The organism is Achromobacter sp. 1012554356, assembly GCF_059760815.1.
Genome location: NZ_JCBANC010000055.1, coordinates 13,910 through 37,327 on the forward strand (window position 1 = coordinate 13,910; position 23,418 = coordinate 37,327).

Here is a 23,418-nt window from a genome sequence, read left to right on the forward strand (position 1 = left end):
GCCCGAATCGCGCTCATGCGGGACATGATCGCACAAATGCAAATAAGAGTATTTCGCATTGTATTGGGGCGCACGAGGCGGCGCAAGAATGGCGCGTGGTGTAGGCCGGGCCGGTTGCGCGTTCGATGGGGCGCGGATCACACCGGCCTGGCCGAAGGCTTACCGCTCCGTCTGCACGCCCGCCGCGTTCAGGCGTTCCGTTACGGCCGCGTAGCCGGCGCGCGTCATGTTGGTCTTGCGGATCGCCTGGTCGCAGGCCTTGCGGTCGTCGGGGCATCCGGCCTTGGCGGGCATGTCGTTCGCCACAACGAAGTAGTCGATCACGAACTTGGCCACATACTTCTTCGCGGGCTTGCCTTGCAGGAATGCGGCGATGTCGGCGCGAAAGTCCGCAACGGTCTTCTCGGCGACGGGCGTCCAGTTCTGACACTGCGAGAACGTGGCGACGCCATCTGCGAAGGCCAGCTTGGCGCAGGTCAGCATCAGACCATCGGCGGGCTTGGCGCCTGCGGGCAGCGTGGCGCGGACCGTGGCCCCGCGCGTGCCCGCGAACGTGACCGCGCCCGCCTTCACCGCCGCCGCGTCGATCGTTGCCTTGAACACGAAGGGCTCTTCGACCACGGCCGGCAGCTTGTCCGTCGGACCCTTGGCGTACATATCCGAGACGTCTGCGGGGTCCACACGCGATATGTCCATCATCCGGCCCAGCAGGCGCCAATCGGCCGCGAGCAGCGCGTCATGCTCTTCGCGTATGCCGTATTCGAGCACGGCCCGTTCGATCTCGGTGGGCGTGTACGCGGCGTGGGCCAGCGTGGGCAGCAGCGCGGTGGCAAAGGCAGCAAATGCGACGGGAAGCGACTTCATGAAGACTCGGTAGAAAGAAAAGGTCCGCAAGGGTAACCGAGATACGCGACATGGGATCGGGTGAATAAGCGGCTTGCGGTATAAACGAGCACCATCATTTCTGAGCAAGGGAGTCTCGTGTCCAGCAAACCCGGAGCAGGTCGTTTCATTGCCGCGACCGTCGGCGCGATCAGGCAGCACGGCCGCGCCATGCTGGCCGCCGCGCCCTGGTCGTTGGCGGTGTTCACGCTGACGTTGCCATTCGCGTTGACGACGTCCCGGCTGTACGGGTTTCTGGATTGGCTGATCCTCGCGTTGGCGCTTGTCTGCCTGATCGCTTTCGCGCGCACCACATACGCCTGGCATCGGGTCATTCTGCTTGGCGAGACCGCGCATGCGGCCACGGCACGCGGCGGCAACTCGGAAGCCCGGCATTTGGTGTTGCTGGGCGGGCTGACCATTGCAGTCATGGCCCTGGCCCGCGCCACCGGCGATCTGCCTTATGTGCTGTACATGTTGATGGGCGGCGCCAACGAACCGCTGTTCTACGGCGTGCTGATTGCGTTATTGACGGTGGTGTGGGTGCCGGTGTTGTACGGATTGGCTGTTTACGGACTCTGCCTGCCTCGCGCCGTGGTCAAGGGCGCGTACGGATTTGGCGTGGTGCGCGCCGCGACGCGTTATCCGCGCTGGCCGTTGATGTTGGGGTTTGTTGTGTTGCTGATCCTGGCCGCGCATGCCGCCAATGATCTGCTTCCGTTGATGTATGACTACGTGGGCGTGCAGGCGCTGCAGGGCGTGCTGGGCGCCCTGGCGTGCGTTGCCATGACGTTCCTGCTGACGGCGATGATTGCCGTGGCGTATCGGGATTCTGGGCTCGCTTCCGAGTTGATCTGATAGTGTTTCTATTGGCCGGTGTCAGACACCCCGGGGGCGGCAGCCACATCATGGCGGCTGGCTCGTAGGGGTGTCTGACACCTAGGGCAGGGCCGCATGTGCAATGCAGCGGCCGCATTGGTGCGCATCGCACAACATCGTGCTTCCCGCGCCGTGTCTACCGCGCTCGCGGGCGCAGTCCTACGATGCCCTCACTGTCTCTTCCGACCTTGAGGATCCCCATGAACGACTCGTACAACGCCGCCCGGCGCACGCTGCTTGCCGGCAGCGCGCTGCTGGCGAGCAGCGCCTTTGCCATCGGCGCGCAGGCAGCCCCGCAGCGCAATTCCCAACCCCAACGGAGCACTTCCATGGACAGCAACACCTTCGTCACCAAAGACGGCACGACGCTGTACTACAAGGACTGGGGCGCCGGCCCGGTCGTCACGTTCTCGCATGGCTGGCCGCTCAATGCCGATGCGTGGGATGGACAACTGCACTTCCTGGCGCGCAACGGCTTTCGCGTGATTGCGCATGACCGGCGCGGTCATGGGCGTTCGTCGCAGCCGTCGGGCGGCAACGACATGGACACCTACGCCGACGATCTGGCGCAGTTGATCGAGGCGCTGGACGTGAAGAACATCGCGATGGTGGGCCACTCCACCGGCGGCGGCGAAGTGGCGCGTTACATCGGCCGCCATGGAACGAAGCGCGTGTCGCGCGCCGTGCTGATCGGGGCGGTGCCGCCGGTGATGCTGAAGTCGGCCGCCAATCCCGAAGGCCTGCCGATGTCGGTGTTCGACGGCATCCGTGACGGCGTGGCGGGCGATCGCTCGCAGTTCTACAAGGATCTGGCCGTGCCGTTCTACGGCGCCAATCGCCCGGATTCGAAGGTGTCGCAGGGCCAACTGGACCAATTCTGGCTGTGGAGCATGCAGAGCGGCCAGAAGAACGCCTACGAGTGCGTCAAGGCGTTCTCGGAAACCGACTTCACCGAAGACCTGAAGAAGATCGACGTACCCACGCTGTTCATGCATGGCGAAGACGACCAGATCGTGCCGATCCATGACTCGGCCAAGAAGGCGGTTCGCCTGGTGAAAAACGCGCAGGCGATCTACTACCCGGGCGCGCCGCACGGCCTGACGGCCACCCTGCAGGACCGCATCAACGCCGATCTGCTGGCTTTTCTGCGCGGCTGACGCGCGCGCCGCCACGCATCTACCCGGCGCGAGGGCGCCGGTTTCCGGCCGGCCGAACCGGCCGCCTTCAAGGAGATTCCGTCATGTTTACCGCAGACACTTTGGACCCCATTACGCACCAGGCCATCGATCTGGTCCCGTCCCGCTACGCCGTGCAGGTGGGCGATATCGATGCGCTGGTTGTCAGCGACGGCGTGCTGCCGCTGCCCACCTCGACGATGGCCACCAACGCCGACCCGGCAGATCTGGCCAACTGGCTCGACCACATGTTCATGCCGCCGGACGCCTTCGACTGGCCGCTGAACGTGATGGTCGCGCGCAGCGGCGACCAGACCATCCTTATCGACGCGGGGCTGGGCGGCCAGTTCTCGGGCTTTCCGCGCGCGGGCCAGTTTCCGCAGCGCCTGCAGTCGGCCGGCATTCCGCTGGAGAACGTGACGGACGTGATCATCACGCACATGCACATGGACCACGTGGGCGGCCTGCTGGTCCCCGGCGTAAAGGAGCGCCTGCGCAAGGACGTGCGCATCCACGTCAATGCGACCGAAGTCGCGTTCTGGACCTCGCCGGACTTTTCGCAGACGGTCATGCCCAAGCCGGTACCCGCCGTGCTGCGCTCGACCGCGACGAGCTTCTACGAAACGTACCGCGACCAGATCCAGGTCTTCGAGGATCGCAAGGAAGTGGCGCCCGGCGTGATCGTGCGCCTGACGGGCGGGCACACGCCAGGCCACTGTGTCGTGGACCTGATCTCCGGCGGCGAGCGCCTGATGTTCGCGGGCGATGCCATCTTCCCCGTGGGCTTTGACCACCCGGAATGGCACAACGGTTTCGAGCACGACCCCGAGGAGTCGGCCCGGGTGCGCGTCGGGCTGTTCCGCGAGCTGGCGGAAAACAAGGGCCTGCTCGTGGCGGCGCACCTGCCGTTCCCGTCCGTGGGCCGGGTGGCGGTTGACGGCGACGCGTTCCGCTGGGTGCCGGTCATCTGGGACTTCTGATCTCCGGCGTGCCCCCCGCGCCCAAATCCCAATACAGCCCGGTCATCAACCCGAGCGCCTGCCGCAGCAGTGCCGGCGGCAGGTGCTCGTTGGGCGCGTGCTGCGAGCAGCCGGGGTACGAGTGCGGCACCCAGATCGTGCGCAGGCCCAGCACGTCGGTGAAGATGTCGTTGGGCAGCGAGCCGCCCAGGTTGGGCAGCAGGGCGGCCTTTTCGCCGGAGGTGCGTTCCAGCGAGTCCACGGCCCAGCGCACCCAGGCGTCGTCGGGGTCGATGCGGGTCGCGCGGAACATGGATTCGCGGGTCAGCGAGATCTGCACCATCGGAAAGCCGTGGCTGTCCAGATGGCGGCGCAGGGCCGGAATCAGGTCGTCCGGGTCCACGCCCACCACGAAGCGCAACTGGCAGCGCGCCCACGCGCGCGGCGGGATGGCGTTGACGGGCGTGTCGGGGTTGCCGGTCTTGTAGGCCAGCACCTCGAACGAACACCAGCCGAACACGCGTTCGGCGGGCGACAGGCCGGGCTCGCCCCAATCGGGTTCGATCTCGGGGCCGTCCGTGCCGCCGTCCACCTGGCAGTCGGCCAGCGCGCGCCGCACGGCCGGGGGCAGTTCCTTTGGCACCCATTCCGGGATCCGGATCTGGCCAACGGGTGAGGCGATGCTGGCGATCGCGTGGGCCAGCTGCAGTCCGGGATTGGAGATCAGTCCGCCCCAGTTGCCGGAATGATGGCCGCCGGCGCGTGCCTCGATCGTGAGGTCGAAGTTCAGGCTGCCGCGCGCGCCCAGGAAGATGGTGGGACGGTTGGCGCTCAGGCGTGGGCCGTCCGAGGCGATCAGCAGGTCGGCGGCCAGCAGGTCGCGATGTTCGGTGCACAGTTCGCGCAGGCCCATCGAACCGGTTTCCTCGCCCATCTCGATCAGATACTTGGCGTTGAAGCCCAGCTTGCCGCGCGTCTCCAGCACCAGCCGCAGCGCCTCCATGTTGATGGTGTGCTGGCCCTTGTTGTCGGCGATGCCGCGGCCGTACCAGCGGCCCTCGGCCTCGGTCAGCGCCCACGGCGACAGGCCTTCCTTCCATTCCCGTTCCAGGCCCCGGATGACGTCGCCGTGGCCGTAGCCCAGCACCGTGGGCAGGGCCGGATCCTCGATCCGCTCGGCGTACAGAAACGGCGCCAGCGCTTTCGGATGCGTGAGTGTGCGGCAGGTGAAGCCCAGCGCCTCGAACGCCGGGCGGATCTCGGCCTCAAGGTAAACCGCCAGCACGGCGGCGCGTTCGGGGTTCTGGCTCTCGGTGGGCAGCGCCAGGCGGCGCGCCAACAGTGCGCGGAAGGCGCCGGAATCAAAGCAGTGTTCCGCCTGGGCGATGGCTTGTGCGCGGGTCATGGCTGGGTGGCTCCGAGGGGAAGGGGGGACGTGGTCGGGTAGAGGTGGCAGGCGACGATGGCCTGTTCGCGCAGGGCTAGCGCGGGCCGTTCGGTCTTGCATTGCGCCATCGCGTGCTGGCAGCGCGGATGGAACGGGCAGCCGGACGGCGGATGCAGCGGGTCGGGAAACGACAGCCCCAGCCCCATGTCTGGGATGCCCAGCCCGGGTTCCGGGGTCAGCACCGACGCCAGCAGTGCCTGCGTGTAGGGATGACGCGGGTCGTGAAAGAGCCGGGCGGTGGGCGCGGACTCCACCACGCGGCCCAGGTACATCACGGCCACGTGCGTGGCGATGTGCTCGACCACCGCCAGGTTGTGGCTGATGAACACATACGTCAGATTGAAATCGCGCCGCAGGTCCATCAGCAGGTTCATGATCTGCGCCTGCACCGACACGTCCAGCGCGGAGGTGGGTTCGTCGCAGATGACGATCTCGGGCCGCATCACCAGCGCGCGGGCAATGGCGACGCGCTGGCGCTGGCCGCCGGACAGCTGGCCGGGCGTGTTGTGGGCCAGCCGCGGCGGCAGGCCCACGCGTTCCAGCATGTCGATGGCCTTGTGCATCTTGGGGTTGGGAATGCCGTGCACCTCCAGCGGCAGCGACACGATCGAGGCAATGGAGCGGCGCGGATTCAGCGATGAGTACGGGTCCTGGAAGATGGGCTGCACGCGCCGGGCGAGGGCGCGCCGATCCATCTGCCGGATGTCCTGGCCATCGAGGCGGATGGCGCCTTCGGTCGGCGGCGTCAGCCCCAGCAGCATGCGCGCCAGCGTGGACTTGCCGCAGCCGGACTCGCCCACGATACCCAGCACCGCGCCTCGGTCAACCGCCAGGTCCACGCCATTGACCGCGTGCAACGTGGACCGCGGGCGGAACATCCCGGCGCGCACCGTGAATTGGCGGCTGACGCCATCGGCTTGCAGCAGCGCGCTCATGCCGGCACTCCTTCGGCGCTGAGGATGCAGCGCCATTGCTGGCCATCGGCCTGGCCGTGGATGGGAACGGCCTGCCGGCATTGCGCCTGTGCGTAGCGGCAGCGGTCGGCGAAGGCGCAGCCGCGCAAGTCGCCGACCAGCGACGGCACGACACCGGGTATGGTGCCCAGCGCCTCGCCCGGCGCCGTGCGGCCGGGCACGGGGATACAGCCCAGCAGCCCTTGCGTATAGGGGTGATGCGGCGTGGCGAAGATGTCGGCGACGGGGCCTTCCTCGACGATCTGTCCCGCATACATCACGGCCACCTGCCGCGCGATGCGCGCAACCACGCCCAGATCGTGCGTGATCAACACCATCGCGATGCCCAGTTCGGCCTGCAAGTCGGCCAGCAGCCGCAGGATCTGCGCCTGGATCGTGACGTCCAGCGCGGTGCTGGGCTCGTCGGCGATCAGCAGTTCGGGGCCGCACATGAGCGCCATCGCGATCATCACGCGCTGGCGCAGTCCACCGGACAACTGATGCGGATACTGCCCCAGCCGCTGGCCGGCCGAGGCGATGCCGACCTTTTCCAGCAGCTCCACCGCCCGGTCCCGCGCTTGCTGGCTGCTCGCCTTGCAGTGGTGGATGTAGTGTTCGGTGAGCTGTTCGCCGATGGCGTAGGCGGGGTTGAGCGCCGTCATGGGCTCTTGAAAGATCATCGCCATCTTGCTGCCGCGCAGCGCGTTGACGCGCCGCCCGCGCGCCTTGGACAGGTCTTCGCCCAACACCGCCAGCCGGCGCGTGCTGCGCCGGGCGGCCTTGGGCAAGAGGCCCATGATGGCAAGCGAGGTCATGGACTTGCCGCAGCCCGATTCCCCCACGAGGCACAGCGTTTCGCCGCGCTTGACCTGGAAGGACACGTCGCGCACCGCGTGCAGCGGTCCGCGTGGCGTGGCGATGTCGACGGTCAGGCCCTGGACGTCCAGGACGATATCGGTGCCGTTCATGCTCAGGCCCTCTCTTCAGGCGTCAGGAGTTGATGCAGTCCGTCGCCGGCCAGGTTGATCGCGAAGATCAGCAGCGCCAGCGCCGACCCGGGTATGGCGATCAGCCAGAACGAGAAGAACATGTAGGCCTTGGCCTCGGAGATCATCAATCCCCACGACGGCAGCGGCGGCTGCACGCCCAGGCCCAGGAAGGACAGCGAGGCTTCCAGCAGGATCGCGCTGGCGGCTTCCAGTGTGGCAATCACGATGAGTTGCGGCACGACGTTGGGCAGGACTTCGCCCCAGACGATGCGCCACGTGCTGGCGCCGGCGGCCTGCGCGGCGGCCACGTACTCCAGCGACCGCACCTGCTGGGTGGCGCTGCGCATCACGACGGCGTAGCGGTCCCACTTGAGCAGGCCCAGCACCAGAATCACCACCCACAGCGAGCCGCCGACGATGGCCACGGTGGCCAGCGCCACCAGGATCACGGGCATGGACAGCCGCGTGGTGATGAGGAACGACACGGCCATGTCGACCTTGCCGCCGAAGTAGCCGGCCGCCATGCCCATCGCCGTGCCGATGAGGCCCGAGATGAGCGCAACGCTGATGCCGATCAGCAGCGAGATGCGCGCCCCGTAGAACAGACGGGACAGGTAGTCGCGTCCCAGCTGGTCGGTGCCCAGCGGATGCAGCCAGGTGCCTTTCTCGTACCAGACAGGCGGGACGGTGCGGTTGGCAAGGTCCTGGAAATAGGGATCGTGCGGCGAGATCCACGGCGCCAGCAGCGCGATCAGCACGATGATGAAGAGGATGCCGCCGCCGGCCAGCAGCGCTTTGTTGCGCCGCAGGCGGCGCCAGCGCAGCGTGGACGCGGACAGTTCCAGGGGAGCCGCGGCGGGGGTGGCGGGCGTGAGCGTAGGCGTGTTCATGTCAGGACACCCGGATGCGCGGATCGAGCCACGCGTTGGCCACGTCGGCGGCAAGCGTCAGCAGCACATACAGCACCGACAGCAGCAGCACGATCAGCTGCATGACCGGATAGTCCTTGTATGTGATGCTCTGATAAGCCAGGTACCCAAGGCCGTCGAGCGCGAAGATGGTCTCGATGACCACCGAGCCGCCCAGCAGGTAGCCCAGCTGCACGGCGGCCAGCGCCACCACCGGCACGATGGCGTTGCGCAAGGCGTGCTTGAAGATGACCTTGCGCGCCGGCAGGCCCTTGGCCCGCGCGGTGCGGATGTAGTCGGCGCCCAGCACCTCGATCATGCCGGCGCGGATCAGGCGCATGAATGCCGGCGCGACGTAGTAGCCCAGCGCGATGGCGGGCATGACGAAGTGCTGCCACGTGCCGCTGCCCGACACCGGCAGGATGCGCAGCGAAATCGAGAACAGCATGATCAGGATCAGCGCGAAAAAGAAGTTCGGCAGCGCCTGGCCCAGCACGGCGATCGCCAGACAGACGCGGTCGATGAGGCTGCCCTTGTACAGCGCGGCCAGCACGCCCAGCGGGATCGAGATGAAGAGCGCAAAGGCGAGTGCCGCCATGCCCAGCTTCAACGTGGTCGCCAGCTTGGACAGGATCAGTGGCCCGGCCTCGGTCTTGAAGTACACCGACGTGCCGAAGTCGCCCTGCAGGATATGCCAGAGCCAGTCGGCGTACTGGACGATGATCGGGCGGTCCAGCCCGTAGGTCTTGCGGATCATGTCGATGTCGGCCTGCCGCGCGCCTTCGCCGGCCAGCGCCAGCGCCGGGTCGCCCGACAGGTGCAGCAGCAGGAACGCCAGGATCGACACGGTCAGCGCCACCAGCGCCGCCAGGCCCAGGCGCCTCAGCGTGAAATAAAGCATAGGACTTCCTCTCTGTTCAGCAGCGCCGGGCGTTTGCTAAGCCCGCCCGGCGCGGACCGCGCCTTACTTCCAGCTCATGTCCCAGAAGCGCACCAGCTCGTCCGAGTAGGGCTTGAAGTTCACGTCCTTGGTGGCGACGTAGTAGGCGGGCAGCGTCCACAGGGGAACGGCGTAGGCCTTTTCCGCGATGATGTCCAGCGCCTCTTTGTAGGCCGCGTTGCGCGGCCCGCTTTCGATGGTGTTGTCGCCCTTTTTCAAGAGGTCGCGCACCTTCGGGTCGCGGGTGATGTCGTCGCTGCCGAATGCGAAGTACACCGGCGTGGACGCCGACACGTCATTCACCAGGTTCGAGCCCCACGTCTGGTGCGTCAGCGACGCCTTGTTCGCGCGGATCATGTCGCGCATCGCGGCGTACTGCAGGAAGTTCAGCTTGGCGCGGATGCCAACCGCCTGCAGGTAGTTGATGATGGCTTCGGTCTGGTTGCGTTCGCGGTACGCGACGATGTCGATGTCAAAGCCGTTGGGATAGCCCGCTTCGGCCAGCAGCTTCTTGGCCTGCGCGGGATCGTACTTGTAAGTGGGCGCGCCTTCCTGCGTGCAGCCCACCTGCGACGGCGTGCAAATGGTGTTGATGAGCCCGCCGCCTTCGCCCACGATGTTCTTGAGCATCGCGTTGCGGTCGATGGCGTGAATGATCGCGCGGCGTACGCGCTCGTCCTTCAGTTGCGGCGCGGGCGTGCCTTCCAGGATGTTCATCTGCATGAACACGATGCGCATGGTGTTGCCGGTGACCATCTGCAGGTTCGGCATGCCGCCCAGCTGTTCGGCCTGGTCCTTGGGCACGCTCATGATCAGGTCTTCGCCGCCCGAGATGACCTCGGCCATCTGGGTCTGGCGGTCGGGGATGAAGCGGATGACGACCTTGCCGATCTTGGGCTGCGCCTTGGGCGAGTCCTTGAAGTAGTCGGCGTTGCGTTCCAGCGTGATGGACTTGCCCGGCTGGTAATCGACGACCTTGTAAGGGCCCGAGCCCACGGGCTTGGCGTTCATGCCCTTGGGGCCGACTTCCTGGTAATACTTTGCCGGGTGGATGGCGACGGTGGTGGAGAGGTATTCCTTGGCGCCGGGGAAGGGCTCCTTGGTCGTCAGGCGCACCTTGTACTTGTCGATCTTTTCGACCTTGTCGATCCACGACACGTTCTGCTGCGTGACCGCCTTGTTCTTCGGATCGGCCACGAAGTTCAGCGTGTAGACGACCGAGTCGGCGTCGAACTCCTCGCCGTTGTGGAATTTGACGCCTTCGCGCAGCTCGAATTCCATGGTCTTGTCGTCGACCTGTTTCCAGCTCTTGGCGAGCTGGCCCTTGTACTCGTTGGTGACGGGGTCGCGGTACAGCAAGGTGTCCCACACGTTGGCGGCAATGATGACGCCGATGCGGACGTTGTTGAAGTACGGGTCGACGCTTTCCGGCGCCTGGTCGTAGGCCATGCGCAGGGTGTCGTCTTTCTTGCCGGCAAGCGCCGGCTGGGTGGCCAGCGCGGCGCAGGCAAGCAGCGCGGCAGCCAGCGCCTTGAGCGGCGTGGAACGGCGGGAGGACTGCGCGGGTGCAGCGCGGGTGAAGCAGCAAGGGGTGAAGCGACAAGGTGTGAAGCGACTTTCAGCCATGGTGAAGGCTCCTCTTGATGACACTACATGTGTTGCGTATCTATCGTCTCGCTCCGGCTCTTGAGCGCCGCATCGCATTTGCGCTGCAGGTGCTGCCGCATGATGGCTGCCAGCCGGTCCGCGTCGCGCGCGGCAAGGGCCTCCGCCATTTCTATGTGTTCGCGCATCGCCAGATCCCATTTCTGGCGATTCTCGTTCGAGACGAAGCGCAGATTCTGGATCCGCGCGTTCTGCGCGTCGTAAAGCTGTTTGAGCAAACTGTTGTGCGCCGCCAGGCTGATGCGTTCGTGGATCTCGCGGTTGACGCGGAAGTACGTCGGCAGATCGTGGCGCGCATGGCTGGCCATCATTTCGTAGGTCAGCGCGCGGATCTCGGCAATCTCGACATCCGTCGCGCGCTCACACGCAAAGCGGCACGACATGGCCTCCAGGCCGCCGATCACTTCGAAGGCCTCGCGGATGTTGGCTTCCGACAGCGCGACCACCTGCGCGCCGCGGTTGGGTTCGATCTGCACCAGGCCTTCGGCGGCCAGCACGCGGAACGCCTCGCGCAGCGGGGTGCGCGACACGCCAAGCAGGTCGCACAGCGCGCGTTCGTTCAGCCGGGTGCCGGGCGGGAACTCGCCCTGGATGATGCGTTCGCGTAGCGATCCGGCCGCCGATCCCGCCAGCGTGCGTCCGTCGCCGGCGGCGCGAATGGCCGGCGGGGCGGAGTCGGTGGCGAGATCGGACGAGGCAACAGCCTCGGCGTGATCCGGCGAGAAGCTAGGATCGCTGCGCATTGGTATACAAAAATTCCCCTTGTTTTCGCAGACTATAAACCTGTCTTCCCTGCGGTTTTGATGGGTGTATACCCTAGGTTATCGACGTAAAAACAATGAGATAGAGTGACGCATGCCGCAAGTCCGCCAGGCCGCCGAGCGCTGCCTGACCGCCGCGCAAAGTGCCTTGGTATACAAACCGTCCACATTGGGGCCACGCATGCTCTCGCTGAACACCCACCCGTCCGGCCGGCATTTCCTGCAGATTCCCGGACCCACCAACGTGCCCGACCGGGTCCTGCGCGCCATCGACCTGCCTACCATCGACCACCGCGGACCCGAGTTCGGTGAGCTCGGCAAGGCGGTGCTGTCCGGTCTTAAACATGTTTTCCAGACCGAGTCGCCCGTTGTGATCTTCCCGGCGTCGGGCACTGGCGCGTGGGAGGCGGCGCTGGTCAATACGCTGTCGCCGGGCGACCGCGTGCTGATGGTCGAAACCGGCCACTTCGCCAGCCTGTGGCGCAAGCTGGCCGGGCGGCTGGGGCTCGAAGTGGACTACATCGAAGGCGACTGGCGTCATCCGGTCGACGCCGGCGTGATTGGCGAGCGGCTTTCGGAAGATGCGCAGCACCGCATCAAGGCGGTGTGCGTGGTGCACAACGAGACCTCCACCGGCGTCACCAGCGACATCGCCGCGGTGCGCGCCGCGATCGACCAGGCCGGTCATCCGGCGCTGCTGATGGTCGACACGATTTCTTCGCTGGGCTCCATCGACTACCGCCACGACGAATGGGGCGTGGACGTGACGGTGGCGGGTTCGCAGAAAGGGCTGATGCTGCCGCCGGGCCTGTCGTTCAACGCGGTGGGACCGCGCGCGCTGGCGGCGGCCGAGACCGCGCGCCTGCCGCGGTCGTACTGGGATTGGCGCGAGATGCTCGGGCCCAATGCGAAGGGCTATTTTCCGTACACGCCGTCGACCAATCTGCTGTACGGCCTGCATGAAGCGCTGGCCATGCTGGCGGCCGAAGGCCTGCCGCAGGTGTTCGCGCGGCATGAGCGCCATGCCCGTGCCACGCGGCTGGCGGTGGCGGGCTGGGGGCTGGAACTGCTGAGCGCGGACCCGGCCGCGCATAGTCCGGCCTTAACCGCCGTGCTGATGCCCGAGGGCCACAGCGCCGACGCGCTGCGCAAGGTCATCCTGGACCGCTTCGATATGTCGCTGGGGCAGGGGCTGGGCAAGCTGTCCGACCGCATCTTCCGCATTGGCCATCTGGGCCACTTCAACGATCTGACGCTATGCGGCACGCTGGCGGGCGTGGAGATGGGGCTGGCCGCGGCCGGCGTCCCGCACCGCCCGGGCGGGCTGCAGGCGGCCATGGAATACCTGACCCGCGCGCCGGAACGTGCGGGGCAATGAACACACAACAACGAGGGAACCGATGAATACGCTCATGCAGCAGGCGATCCAGTTCGCCAACGACCACGAATCGACCTGGGACCGCAGCGTCAAAGGCAATTTCGGCGTGCACCTGAACGATCCGCCGCCCTGGAACCGCCTGCTCGGCCCCATCCATGACCGCGGGCCGGTGTCCGGCGTGGTGGTGGTCGACGGAAAGACCGTGGCCGAGTGGGGAGAGCCGGACCGCGCCGACCTGACTTTCAGTGTCGCCAAGCTGTATCTGGCCATCCTGGCCGGCGTGGCGCATGACCGCGGCTTGCTGCCGGATGTGGACGAGCCCGTCGGCAAGCGCGTGCCGGGCATCGGCTTTGACGAAGGCCGCAACGCGTCCATCACGTGGCGCCATCTTCTGCAGCAGACCAGCGACTGGGAAGGCGAGCGCTTCGGCGTGTCGGACCAGGCGGACCGCTACCGCGCCGTCACCTTCGGCGTGCCGCCGGACGGCAAGAAGGGCGATGCGCGCCCTTTGCAGGAACCCGGAACCTATTGGGAATACAACGACGTCCGCATCAATCAGCTGTCGTACGCGCTGCTCCATCTGTTCCGCAAACCGCTGCCGGAGGTGTTCCGCGAGGCAGTCACGCGGCCTATTGGATGCAGCGAAGACTGGCAATGGGTCGGCTACGACAACGCCTGGGTCGAGATCGACGGCCAACGCATGCCGTCGGTGCCAGGCGGCTCGCACTGGGGCGGCGGCATGTCCATCAGCGCCAAGGATCAGGCGCTGATTGGGCAGATGCTGCTGAACGACGGTCAAGCCAATGGTCAGCAGATTCTGTCGCGCGAATGGCTGCAGGCCATGCGCACGCCCTGCGACATCGCGCCGTACTACGGATACCTGATCTGGCTGAATCACGAGGGCAAGGTGTTTCCCAGCGTGCCTTCGTCCAGCTTCTTCGGGGTTGGCGCGGGCAGCTCGTTCACGTGGGTGGAACCCGAACGCAAGATGGTCGTGATCGTGCGCTGGCTGAATTCGGCCCATGCGGATGCGCTGTTCGGGAAGATCCTGGCGGCGGTGGATGCGGGTGTCTGACACCAGCGTTACGAGGCCGGTGTCTGACACCCGTGCAGGCCGGCCGTGATTTCGGAACGGTGCGGCCTGGGTGTCAGACACCTGGCAATGTACGCCGCTGCAGGTGTCTGACACCCTTACGCGTTGACCGTCAAGGTGGGACGGCGCTGCTTGGGTGTCTGACACCGACATCAACACCCGGGTTTTGCGGCATGTCAGGTTTTTTCGGGCAAGATGTGACGTTCGGCCGCGCAGTGCTGCGCGGCCACGCCGCACACCCTTATCCGATCAAGGAACCACGCCATGAATTACCGCCGACTGGGAACCAGCAATCTCCGGGTCTCGCCGCTTTGCCTGGGCACCATGATGTTCGGGGAGCAGACGCCCGACGACGAGGCCGCGCGCATTGTCGCGTCGGCGCGTGATCATGGCTTGAATTTCATCGACACCGCCGACGTCTACAACGAAGGCCGGTCGGAAGAGGTCGTGGGCAAGCTGCTCAAAGGCCAACGCCACGACTGGGTGCTGGCCAGCAAGATCGGCAATCCCGTCGGCAAGGGACCGAACCTGGCGCACTACTCGCGCCAGTGGCTGATCCGCGGCGTGGAGCAGAGCCTGTCGCGCATGGGCACGGATTTCATGGACATCCTGTACCTGCACCGCGACTACCACGAAGAAAACCTGGAAGAAGCGCTGTGGGCGCTGGGCGACTTGATCCGCGCGGGCAAGCTGCGCAGCTTCGGGCTGTCGAACTTCCGCGGCTGGCGCATCGCCGAAGTGATGCGCCTGTGCGAAAAGCTGGGCGTGCCACAGCCGGTGGTGTGCCAGCCGTACTACAACATGCTGAACCGCGGGCCGGAAGTCGAGATCCTGCCGGCGTGCAAGCATTACGGGCTGGGCGTGGTGCCGTATAGCCCGATCGCGCGTGGCGTGCTGACGGGCAAGTACCTGCCGGGCCAGGCGCCCGCGGCGGATACGCGCGCCGGACGCGGCGACCGCCGCATCCTGGCCACCGAATTTCGTGAGGAATCGCTGCAGATCGCGCAGAAGCTGGTGCAGCACAGCGCGGCGCGCGGCGTGCTGCCGGGCCACTTCGCCACCGCCTGGGTGCTGGCCAATCCGGTCATCACCGCTGTTATCGCGGGCCCGCGCACGCTGGCGCAGATGGACGATTACTACGCGGCGCTGGACGTGACGATCACGCCCGAGGACGAATCCGTGGTGAACGAGTGGGTGACGCCGGGCCACGCGTCGGCGCATGGCTACAACGATCCGAGCTACCCGTTCTTCGGCCGCCCGGTGACGGCAGCGTAAACCGGCGCGGGGCCGCGCACGGCCCCGCGTAACGCCCGCCCCGCGCTAGCCCCGCCTTACCCCCGCGCAGCCGCCGGTTCAGCCGCGATGCCGTGCAGCATCATCTGTTCGGCCACCTGCGCGATGCCCATGCGCGCAATCCGTCCGCGCCGCTCGGCATCCACCATGCTGGTGATGATCGCGATCAACAATTCGCTGAGCGCGGCCGCCGTCATGTCCACGCGGAACGCGCCTTCGCGCTGACCTCGCAAAAAGAACGCGTCCAAGGTTTCCTGATAGCCGGACCAGCTGTTCATGATGTCCGGCTCCAGCTCGGTGTCGGGCTTCCAGTTGTAGATCAGGAACGCCGTCAATTCCTTGTGCGCCAGGTGCTGTTCGATCAGGCTGCGCAGCGCCGTGCGGGGCGGGGCGGTTTCCAGGTGCGAGTCCGCCAGTGCCTGCTTCATGACCTGCGCGCAATGCGTCATCAGGCGCAGCACCAGCTGGTCCCGCGTCTTGCAGAACCGGTACAAGGTCGCCTTGCTGACGCCGACGGCCTTGGCCAGCTCCTGCAGGGTCGCCCGCGGCTGATCCACCATCGCAAGCGCCAGCGCGACCAGCAGCCGTTCGTGGCCTGCCTCTTCAGACATTGCCTCCTCCCCATTTGTGGTTATCCCTGGGCCGGTATTGGATCATGGGCGATTCACTTTGTACAAACTTCCGCGGATTTATCAAGTAAAGACTTGTGAACTGTCAGATTTAAGCCTGAAAGCAGCAAATGAATCAATATTGATTCAAATCGTCCTTTCGGGTAGCATCAGCGTCTCTTTGAATTCAGAACGCGCTGCGCGGGGGTAGTAATGAAGGTGAACAAAGCATGGCAGCTGCCCCTGGCGGTGTTGGCGACAGCAATCCTCGTGGCCGGTTGCGGCGGGTCAGATGGCGGTGAGCCGCAGGCGGCGGGGCCGCGTCTGGTGCAGGCGCTGGCGGTGCAACCCCAGCGCTACACCCTGATCAGCGAACTGCCCGGCCGGGTCGAACCCATGCGCGTGGCCGAGGTCCGTGCCCGCGTGGCCGGCATCGTGCTGAGCCGGGAGTTCGTGGAAGGCGCGGACGTTAAGGCCGGCGATGTGCTGTTCCGCATTGACCCCGCGCCGTTCAAGGCAGCCTTGTCCCGAGCGCAGGGCGAGCTGGCCAAGGCGCAGGCCGCCGTGTCCGACGCGCAGGCCGTGGTCAAGCGCTATACGCCCCTGGTCAAGATCGAAGCCGTCAGCCAGCAGGACTTCGACACGGCCAACACCACACTCAAGAGCGCGTTGGCCGCGCGCCGTTCGGCGCAGGCCGACGTCGAGACCGCTCAGCTCAACCTGGACTACGCCACCGTCAAGGCGCCCATCTCGGGCCGCATAGGACGCGCGCAGGTGACCGAAGGCGCGCTGGTGGGCCAGAACGAAGCCACGCCGATGGCGACGATCCAGCAACTGGACCCGGTGTACGTGGACTTCAACCAGCCCGTCGGCGACATGCTGCGCATGCGCGCCGCCATGCAGGACGGCAGCCTGGGCGAAGGCGAGGGCGCCCGCATCGCCATCACGATCGACGGCACCGACCAGCAGCGCGAAGGGCGCCTGCTGTTCTCGGACATTGCCGTGGATCGCAGCACCGGCCAGGTGGCCCTGCGCGGCGAGTTCGCCAACCCCGACGTGCTGCTGCTGCCCGGCATGTATGTCCGGGTGCGCACGCATCAGGGCGTGGATCCGGAAGCGATCCTGGTCCCGCAGCGTGCGGTCACGCGCAGCACCGATGGCAAGCCGCAGGTGATGGTGGTCGGGGCGGATGACGTCGTGGAATCCCGCGCGGTGCAGACCGGCACGATGCGCGGCGGCGATTGGCACATCACCGAGGGCTTGGCCGCCGGCGACCGGGTGATCGTGGGCGGCGTCAGCGCCGCGGTGCCCGGCCAGAAAGTCAGCGTGACGCCCGTGAACGAGCCCAAGGTGGCCGCGGCCGGCGATGCCGCCGCGTCCGCCAAGCCATAAGCGGCCCTCATGAATCGCGCGCAAATCCGAGGTTAGACCATGTCCAAATTTTTCATTGGCCGCCCCAATTTCGCCTGGGTGGTGGCCATCTTCATCTCGCTGGCGGGGCTGCTGGCGATTCCGTCGCTGCCCGTGTCGCAGTTCCCGGTGGTCGCGCCGCCGCAGGTGACGATTGCCGCCACCTATCCCGGCGCCTCCGCGACGGTGCTCGTCGATTCGGTGACCAGCGTCATCGAGGAAGAGCTGAACGGCGCCAAGAACATGCTGTACTACGAGTCGTCCAGCAGCTCAAGCGGCAGCGCCGAAATCACCGTCACGTTCCAACCCGGCACGGACCCGGACCTGGCGCAGGTGGACGTGCAGAACCGCATCAAGAAGGCCGAGGCGCGCCTGCCCACGGCCGTGACGCAGCAAGGTCTGCAGGTTGAGCAGGCCAGCTCGAACTTCCTGATGATCTACGCCCTGACCTACAAGGGCGAGGACGCGCACAAGGACGTGGTCGGGCTGTCCGACTACGCCGCGCGCCACATCAACAACGAGATCCGCCGCGTGAACGGCGTGGGCAAAGTGCAGTTCTTCGGCGCCGAAGCCGCCATGCGCGTGTGGATCGACCCGCAGAAGCTGCTGGGCCTGGGCTTGTCGGTGGCCGATGTCAACGCGGCCATCGCCGCGCAGAACGTGCAGGTGCCGGCCGGCAGCTTCGGCAGCCGTCCCGGCGCGCCGGAGCAGGAGCTGACCGCGACGCTGGCCGTGAAGGGCACGCTGGACAATCCCGAGGAATTCGGGCGCATCGTCCTGCGCGCCAACCCGGACGGCTCGTCCGTGCGCCTGGCCGACGTGGCGCGTCTGGAAGTGGGACGCCAGAGCTATGACTTCGAAACGCGCCTGAACGGCAAGAAGTCGGTGGGTGCAGCGGTGCAGCTTGCGCCGGGCGCCAACGCCATCGACACCGTCAAGGCCGTGAACGCGCGCCTGGAAGAATTGTCGGCCTCGTTCCCCGAAGACGTTGAATATTCGGTGCCGTTCGACACGTCCAAGTTCGTCAGCGTGGCCATCACCAAGGTGGTGCACACGCTGCTGGAAGCGATGGTGCTGGTCTTCCTGGTGATGTTCCTGTTCTTGCAGAACTTCCGCTACACGCTGATCCCGACCATCGTGGTGCCGGTGTGTCTGCTGGGCACCTTCGCGGTGATGTCGGTGCTGGGCTTCTCGGTCAACATGATGACGATGTTCGGCATGGTGCTGGCCATCGGGATTCTGGTGGACGACGCCATCGTCGTGGTCGAGAACGTGGAACGCATCATGGCCGAGGAAGGTCTGTCGCCGCGCGAGGCCACGGTCAAGGCCATGGAGCAGGTGTCCGGCGCCATTGTCGGCATCACGCTGGTGCTGTCGGCCGTGTTCCTGCCGCTGGCCTTCATGAGCGGCTCGGTCGGCGTGATCTACCAGCAGTTTTCGCTGTCGCTGGCGGTGTCGATCCTGTTCTCGGGGTTCCTGGCCCTGACGTTCACGCCGGCGCTGTGCGCCACGTTTCTCAAGCCCATTCCGAAGGGCCATCACGACGAAAAGAAGGGCTTCTTCGGCTGGTTCAACCGCGTCTTCAACCGCCTGACGGGCCGCTTCGAGGCGCTGAACACGCGCCTGGTGCGCCGCACGGGCCGCTACATGGTCATCTACGCGGCCATCGTCGCCGTGCTGGCCGTGCTGTACGTGCGCGTGCCCGAATCCTTCGTTCCGCCGGAAGACCAGGGCTACGTCATCGTCGACGTGCAATTGCCGCCGGGGGCGACGCACATGCGCACCGACAAGGTGGTGGCCGACGTCGAACAGCACCTGCTGTCGCTGGACGCCATGGGCGATGCCTTCACCGTCATGGGCTTCAGCTTTTCGGGCACCGGCCAGAACGCGGGCATCGCGTTCCCCACGCTCAAGGACTGGTCCGAGCGCGGCAAGGGCCAATCGGCCACCGACGTGGCCGACAGCGTGAACGCGAAATTTGCGGTGATCGACGACGGCGCGGTGATGGCCGTCAACCCGCCGCCCATCGAAGGGCTGGGCAACTCGGGCGGCTTCGCGCTGCGGCTGCAGGACCGCGGCGGCCTGGGCCGCGCGGCGTTGACCGACGCGCGAAACCAGCTGCTGGCGCAGGCCAACAGTTCGCCCGTTATCGCCTACGCCATGATGGAAGGCCTGGCCGACGCGCCGCAGTTGCGCCTGGACATCGACCGCGAGAAGGCCGAGGCGCTGGGCGTGGGCTTTGACGTCATCAGCACGGCGATCTCGGCGGCCTACGGCTCGGCCACGGTCAATGACTTTGCCAACGCGGGACGCCTGCAACGTGTGGTGGTGCAGGCCGACGTGCGCGACCGCATGACGCCGGAAAGCATCCTGCAATTGAACGTGCCGAACAAGACGGGCGGCATGGTTCCGCTTAGCGCGTTCGTCAAGACGGACTGGGAGAACGGCCCCGTGCAGATCTCCCGCTACAACGGCTATCCGGCCTTCAAGATCGCCGGCGACGCGATGCCCGGCAGCAGCACCGGCCAGGCGATGGCCGAGATCGAGCGCATCGTGGCGGGTCTGCCGGATGGCATCGGCTACGAGTGGACGGGCTTGTCGTACCAGGAGAAGTTCGCCGGCTCGCAGGCGCCCATGCTGTTCGCACTGGCCTTTCTGGTGGTCTTCCTGCTGATGGTCGCGCTGTATGAAAGCTGGTCGATTCCGGCGTCCGTCATGCTGATCGTGCCGATCGGCGCGCTGGGTTCGGTGCTGGCGGTGACGGTGCTGGGCATGCCGAACGACGTGTACTTCAAGGTGGGGCTCATCACCATCATCGGCTTGGCGGCCAAGAACGCCATCCTGATCGTGGAATTTGCCAAGAGCCTGCGCGAGCAAGGGCATTCCCTGGCAGACGCCGCCATCCAGGCCGCCAAGCTGCGCTTCCGTCCCATCGTCATGACGTCGCTGGCGTTCATCCTGGGGGTGGTGCCGCTGGCGCTGGCCACCGGCGCGGGCGCGGCCAGCCAGCGCGCGCTGGGCGTGGGTGTGATCGGCGGCATGCTGACCGCCACGCTGCTGGGCGTGATCTTCGTCCCCATCTTCTTCGTGTGGGTGCTGTCGCTGGTGCAACGCAAGCGGGGCAAGGCCTCGCCCACGGCGACGCCCACCCCCGACGCCACGCCGCGCACGGTGCAGGAGTAATTCATGTTGCAGACCTTCTTTCCCTTGCGGATGTCCGCGCTGCTGCTGACCGCGGCGCTCGCAGGCTGCTCGCTGGCGCCGGTCTATGAACGCCCGGCGTCCCCGGTGGGCGATCATTGGAGCCTGGCGTCAACTGGCCCCGGCGAATCCGCCGCGGCGACGCTGGACTGGCAGTCCTTCGTCACCGACGACGCCTTGCGCAAGCTGGTGGAACTGGCGCTGGCCAACAACCGCGACCTGCGCCAGTCGCTGCTCAACATCGAGGCGGCCCGGGCGCAATACCAGATCACGCGCGCGGACCGGCTGCCCGGCATCAATGCGCAGGGCACGGGCACGCGGCAACGTGTTCCCGGCGACCTGAACGCCACCGGCGAGTCGGCGGTGCAAAGCAGCTACCAGGCTGGCCTGGGCCTCACGGCATTTGAACTGGACCTGTTCGGGCGCGTGCGCAGCCTGTCGGACGCCGCCCTGCAGGAATACCTGTCGACCGAGGCCACGGCGCGCAGCGCGCAGATCAGCCTGGTGGCCGAGGTGATCCAGGCCTATGTGGCCCGCGACAGCGCGCAGCGCCGCCTGGATGTCACCCGCCAGACGCTGGCCAGCCGCGAGTCGTCGCTGGCGCTGATCGTCAAGCGCCGCCAGGCGGGCACGGCCACGGCGCTGGACTATCAGGAAGCCCTGGGCCTGACCGAACAGTCGCGCGCGGAAATGGAACGCATGGACCGCGAAGTCCGCCAGGCCGGCAATGCGCTCGGCCTGCTGGTGGGGATCAGCGACCTGTCGCCGTACCTGCCGGTGCGCACGGCCGATGCCCCGATGCTGGTGCAGGAGATCGCGGCGGGCGCGCCGTCGGCGCTGTTGGAAAACCGGCCCGACATCCTGGCCGCCGAGCATCAGTTGCAGGCGCGCAATGCCAGCATCGGCGCGGCGCGGGCGGCGTTCTTTCCCAGCATTTCGCTGACCGGGCTGTTCGGCAGTTCCAGCGCGGACCTGTCGGGCCTGTTCGAATCCGGCCAGCGGGCCTGGTCGTTCACGCCGCAGATCACGCTGCCGATTTTTTCCGGCGGACGCAATGTTGCCAATCTGGACCTGGCCAGCGTGCGCAAGGACATCGCCGTGGCGCAGTATGAAAGAACCATCCAGACGGCGTTTCGCGAGGTGTCCGACGCGCTGGTGGCCACCGAGACGCTGCGCCGCGAAGAAGCGTCGCGCCTCGCGCTGGCGCAGTCCAGCCAGATCGCCATGCAGTTGTCCGAGGCGCGCTATCGCGGCGGGGTCGACAGCCACCTGCGCTATCTGGACGCGCAGCGCAGCGCCTACACGGACCAGATCACCTACATCGACGTCAGCGCGCAGCGCCAGGCGGCGCTGGCGACCCTGTTCAAGGCGCTGGGGGGTGGCTGGCCGGCCCAGCAGCCGCCGCAGGCGGCGCTGGACTGAGCGGGGCGGGCAGCGCGGGTCTGTTGCACGCTGAACCGTCCCGCGGCCTGCCGTCCGCCTACGCCTTGCGCAGCCCGGCCCGCTGCATGGACGGCTGGCCCGCGCCGTCCAGCTCCACCGGCTGCTTGCCGCGCCCGATCAGCCAGGCGCAGAACGCCGACACCACGCCCGCGAACAGCACGTACAGGCAGATCAGCCATGGCTGCCCGCCGCCTGTCTTGAGAAGAGCCGTCGCGATGATGGGTGTGATGCCCGACGCGAAGATTCCCGAGAACTGGTAGACAAAAGAAATGCCGGTGTAGCGGACCTTGGCGTCGAAGAGCTCGCAGAACAGCGCGGCCTCCGGTCCGTAGATGGCGGCATACAGGATCCCGAACGGAATGATGATGGCCAGCCAGATCAGCATCACATTGCCGCCGCTGTTGATCATCATCCAGAAGCCGGGGAAGGACGCGGCGGCGGTGATGAGCGATCCCCAGAAGTACACGCGCGTGCGGCCGATGCGGTCGGACAAGCGGCCGAAGAACGGGATGAAAAAGCACATCACCAGCGCCGCCGCCATCACCCCGATCAGCGCCTCGGTCCGCGTGATCTTCACCGACTGCGTCAGGAACGAGATCGAGAACACGCCAAAGACGTTGAAGAACACGCCGTCGATATAGCGCGCGCCCATGCCCTTGACGACGTTGCCGGGATAGCGCCGCATCATGTCCATGAACGGGATGCGGCTTTCGGCGTTCTGCGCCTTGACCGCCGTGAACTCCGGCGTTTCCTTGATGTTGAGCCGGATGTACATGCCCACGGCCACCATGGCTGCGGACGCCAGGAAGGCGACGCGCCATCCCCACGCCATGAATTGCTCGTCGGTCAGCAGGACGGACAGCAGCGCGACCGTGCCGGAGGCCAGGCACAGCCCGATCGCCAGTCCGATCTGCGGCAGCGACGCATAAAAGCCTTTTTTCTCCGGCGGCGCGTACTCATAGGCCATGAGCACCGCGCCGCCCCATTCGCCGCCCAGCCCGATTCCCTGAAACACGCGCAGCAGAAGCAGCAGGATCGGCGCCCAGATGCCGATCATCTCGTACGTGGGCACCAGACCGATCAGGAAGGTGGCGATGCCCATGATCATCAGCGTCATCACCAGCATGCTCTTTCTGCCGATGCGGTCGCCGAAGTGGCCGAAGATCAGCCCGCCCAGCGGCCGCGTGACGAAGCCGACGGCGAAGGTCGTGTACGCCAGCATGGTCGAGACCAGCGGGTCGCCGGTCGGAAAGTACAGCTTGTTGAATACGATGCCGGCGACGACGCCATACAGGAAAAAGTCGTACCACTCGATGGTGGCGCCGATCAGCGAGGCGGTGACGACTTTGCGCACCGCCGCTTCGTTTTGCTTGGCCATGTCCAGTCTCCTTTGGTGGGTCGGCCAGGCAATCTGCGCTGCCGCGGCCGGGTCTG

Annotated in this window: 19 protein-coding genes; 9 read left to right on the plus strand and 10 right to left on the minus strand. The window is 66.4% G+C overall.

Features of this window, described 5'->3' with window-relative positions; all coding sequences use genetic code 11:
• Nucleotides 1–159 precede the first annotated feature (159 nt).
• Entirely contained in the window at nucleotides 160–864 is a 705-nt protein-coding gene (locus AC6LJW_RS23180; RefSeq protein WP_427988147.1) for a hypothetical protein, read from the minus strand.
• Nucleotides 865–981: 117 nt separating this feature from the next.
• Between AC6LJW_RS23180 and AC6LJW_RS23185 the strand changes: the two genes are divergently transcribed.
• The 3 genes from AC6LJW_RS23185 (at nucleotide 982) to AC6LJW_RS23195 (ending at nucleotide 3,916) form a co-directional block, all read left to right on the plus strand.
• Nucleotides 982–1,740: a hypothetical protein gene (locus AC6LJW_RS23185; RefSeq protein WP_498088355.1), complete on the plus strand. Its 759-nt coding sequence runs from the start codon at nucleotides 982–984 to the stop codon at nucleotides 1,738–1,740.
• Between the two features lie 350 nt (nucleotides 1,741–2,090).
• The gene (locus AC6LJW_RS23190; RefSeq protein ID WP_427988201.1) at nucleotides 2,091–2,918 is read left to right on the plus strand and encodes an alpha/beta fold hydrolase; all 828 of its coding nucleotides are present in this window, start codon (nucleotides 2,091–2,093) and stop codon (nucleotides 2,916–2,918) included.
• Between the two features lie 83 nt (nucleotides 2,919–3,001).
• Nucleotides 3,002–3,916, plus strand: a complete 915-nt coding sequence (locus AC6LJW_RS23195) for an MBL fold metallo-hydrolase (RefSeq protein ID WP_498088356.1) — start codon at nucleotides 3,002–3,004, stop codon at nucleotides 3,914–3,916.
• Here AC6LJW_RS23195 and AC6LJW_RS23200 read toward each other — a convergent pair.
• The 7 genes from AC6LJW_RS23200 to AC6LJW_RS23230 all read right to left on the minus strand — a co-directional run bounded on the left by AC6LJW_RS23200 (nucleotide 3,900) and on the right by AC6LJW_RS23230 (nucleotide 11,540).
• Nucleotides 3,900–5,300 carry a M20 family metallopeptidase gene (locus AC6LJW_RS23200; RefSeq protein ID WP_498088357.1) on the minus strand — a complete coding sequence of 467 codons (1,401 nt, stop codon included), beginning with the start codon at nucleotides 5,298–5,300 and terminating at the stop codon, nucleotides 3,900–3,902. The genes AC6LJW_RS23195 and AC6LJW_RS23200 overlap by 17 nt on opposite strands.
• Nucleotides 5,297–6,277, minus strand: coding sequence for an ABC transporter ATP-binding protein (locus AC6LJW_RS23205; protein ID WP_498088358.1), 981 nt, complete (start codon nucleotides 6,275–6,277; stop codon nucleotides 5,297–5,299). Before AC6LJW_RS23205 ends, AC6LJW_RS23200 begins: the two co-directional genes overlap by 4 nt.
• On the minus strand, nucleotides 6,274–7,263 hold the full coding sequence (locus AC6LJW_RS23210; RefSeq protein ID WP_056560521.1) for an ABC transporter ATP-binding protein: 990 nt from the start codon (nucleotides 7,261–7,263) through the stop codon (nucleotides 6,274–6,276). The genes AC6LJW_RS23205 and AC6LJW_RS23210 overlap by 4 nt, the downstream gene beginning before the upstream one ends.
• 2 nt (nucleotides 7,264–7,265) lie before the next feature.
• Nucleotides 7,266–8,174 (minus strand): ABC transporter permease, encoded by a 909-nt coding sequence (locus AC6LJW_RS23215; RefSeq protein WP_427988142.1) that lies wholly within the window; start codon nucleotides 8,172–8,174, stop codon nucleotides 7,266–7,268.
• Between the two features lies 1 nt (nucleotide 8,175).
• The gene (locus tag AC6LJW_RS23220; RefSeq protein WP_056560526.1) at nucleotides 8,176–9,093 is read right to left on the minus strand and encodes an ABC transporter permease; all 918 of its coding nucleotides are present in this window, start codon (nucleotides 9,091–9,093) and stop codon (nucleotides 8,176–8,178) included.
• Nucleotides 9,094–9,156: 63 nt separating this feature from the next.
• A complete protein-coding gene (locus tag AC6LJW_RS23225; RefSeq protein ID WP_427988140.1) occupies nucleotides 9,157–10,758 on the minus strand; it encodes an ABC transporter substrate-binding protein in 1,602 nt (533 codons plus the stop codon).
• Between the two features lie 23 nt (nucleotides 10,759–10,781).
• A complete protein-coding gene (locus AC6LJW_RS23230; protein WP_498088359.1) occupies nucleotides 10,782–11,540 on the minus strand; it encodes a GntR family transcriptional regulator in 759 nt (252 codons plus the stop codon).
• Between the two features lie 199 nt (nucleotides 11,541–11,739).
• On the opposite strand from AC6LJW_RS23230, the gene AC6LJW_RS23235 reads away from it, so the two are divergent.
• The 3 genes from AC6LJW_RS23235 to AC6LJW_RS23245 all read left to right on the plus strand — a co-directional run bounded on the left by AC6LJW_RS23235 (nucleotide 11,740) and on the right by AC6LJW_RS23245 (nucleotide 15,304).
• Nucleotides 11,740–12,936 (plus strand): pyridoxal-phosphate-dependent aminotransferase family protein, encoded by a 1,197-nt coding sequence (locus AC6LJW_RS23235; RefSeq protein ID WP_498088372.1) that lies wholly within the window; start codon nucleotides 11,740–11,742, stop codon nucleotides 12,934–12,936.
• A 22-nt stretch (nucleotides 12,937–12,958) separates the two neighbouring features.
• The gene (locus tag AC6LJW_RS23240; protein WP_056560533.1) at nucleotides 12,959–14,011 is read left to right on the plus strand and encodes a serine hydrolase domain-containing protein; all 1,053 of its coding nucleotides are present in this window, start codon (nucleotides 12,959–12,961) and stop codon (nucleotides 14,009–14,011) included.
• A 282-nt stretch (nucleotides 14,012–14,293) separates the two neighbouring features.
• Complete coding sequence (locus tag AC6LJW_RS23245) at nucleotides 14,294–15,304, plus strand: aldo/keto reductase (protein ID WP_498088360.1); 1,011 nt, start codon at nucleotides 14,294–14,296, stop codon at nucleotides 15,302–15,304.
• Nucleotides 15,305–15,360: 56 nt separating this feature from the next.
• On the opposite strand, the gene AC6LJW_RS23250 is transcribed toward AC6LJW_RS23245, so the two are convergent.
• Nucleotides 15,361–15,933 (minus strand): TetR/AcrR family transcriptional regulator, encoded by a 573-nt coding sequence (locus tag AC6LJW_RS23250; protein WP_498088361.1) that lies wholly within the window; start codon nucleotides 15,931–15,933, stop codon nucleotides 15,361–15,363.
• 210 nt (nucleotides 15,934–16,143) lie between these two features.
• Here AC6LJW_RS23250 and AC6LJW_RS23255 point away from each other — a divergent pair, with 210 nt between their 5' ends.
• From AC6LJW_RS23255 to AC6LJW_RS23265, 3 genes are read left to right on the plus strand one after another with little or no spacing between them, the layout of a single operon-like run.
• Nucleotides 16,144–17,322, plus strand: coding sequence for an efflux RND transporter periplasmic adaptor subunit (locus AC6LJW_RS23255; protein ID WP_498088362.1), 1,179 nt, complete (start codon nucleotides 16,144–16,146; stop codon nucleotides 17,320–17,322).
• Between the two features lie 39 nt (nucleotides 17,323–17,361).
• Complete coding sequence (locus AC6LJW_RS23260; RefSeq protein WP_498088363.1) at nucleotides 17,362–20,523, plus strand: multidrug efflux RND transporter permease subunit; 3,162 nt, start codon at nucleotides 17,362–17,364, stop codon at nucleotides 20,521–20,523.
• A 3-nt stretch (nucleotides 20,524–20,526) separates the two neighbouring features.
• Nucleotides 20,527–21,963 (plus strand): efflux transporter outer membrane subunit, encoded by a 1,437-nt coding sequence (locus AC6LJW_RS23265; protein ID WP_498088364.1) that lies wholly within the window; start codon nucleotides 20,527–20,529, stop codon nucleotides 21,961–21,963.
• 58 nt (nucleotides 21,964–22,021) lie between these two features.
• Here the strand turns inward: AC6LJW_RS23265 and AC6LJW_RS23270 are convergent, their stop codons facing one another.
• Entirely contained in the window at nucleotides 22,022–23,362 is a 1,341-nt protein-coding gene (locus tag AC6LJW_RS23270) for an MFS transporter (protein ID WP_056560549.1), read from the minus strand.
• Between the last annotated feature and the right edge of the window lie 56 nt (nucleotides 23,363–23,418).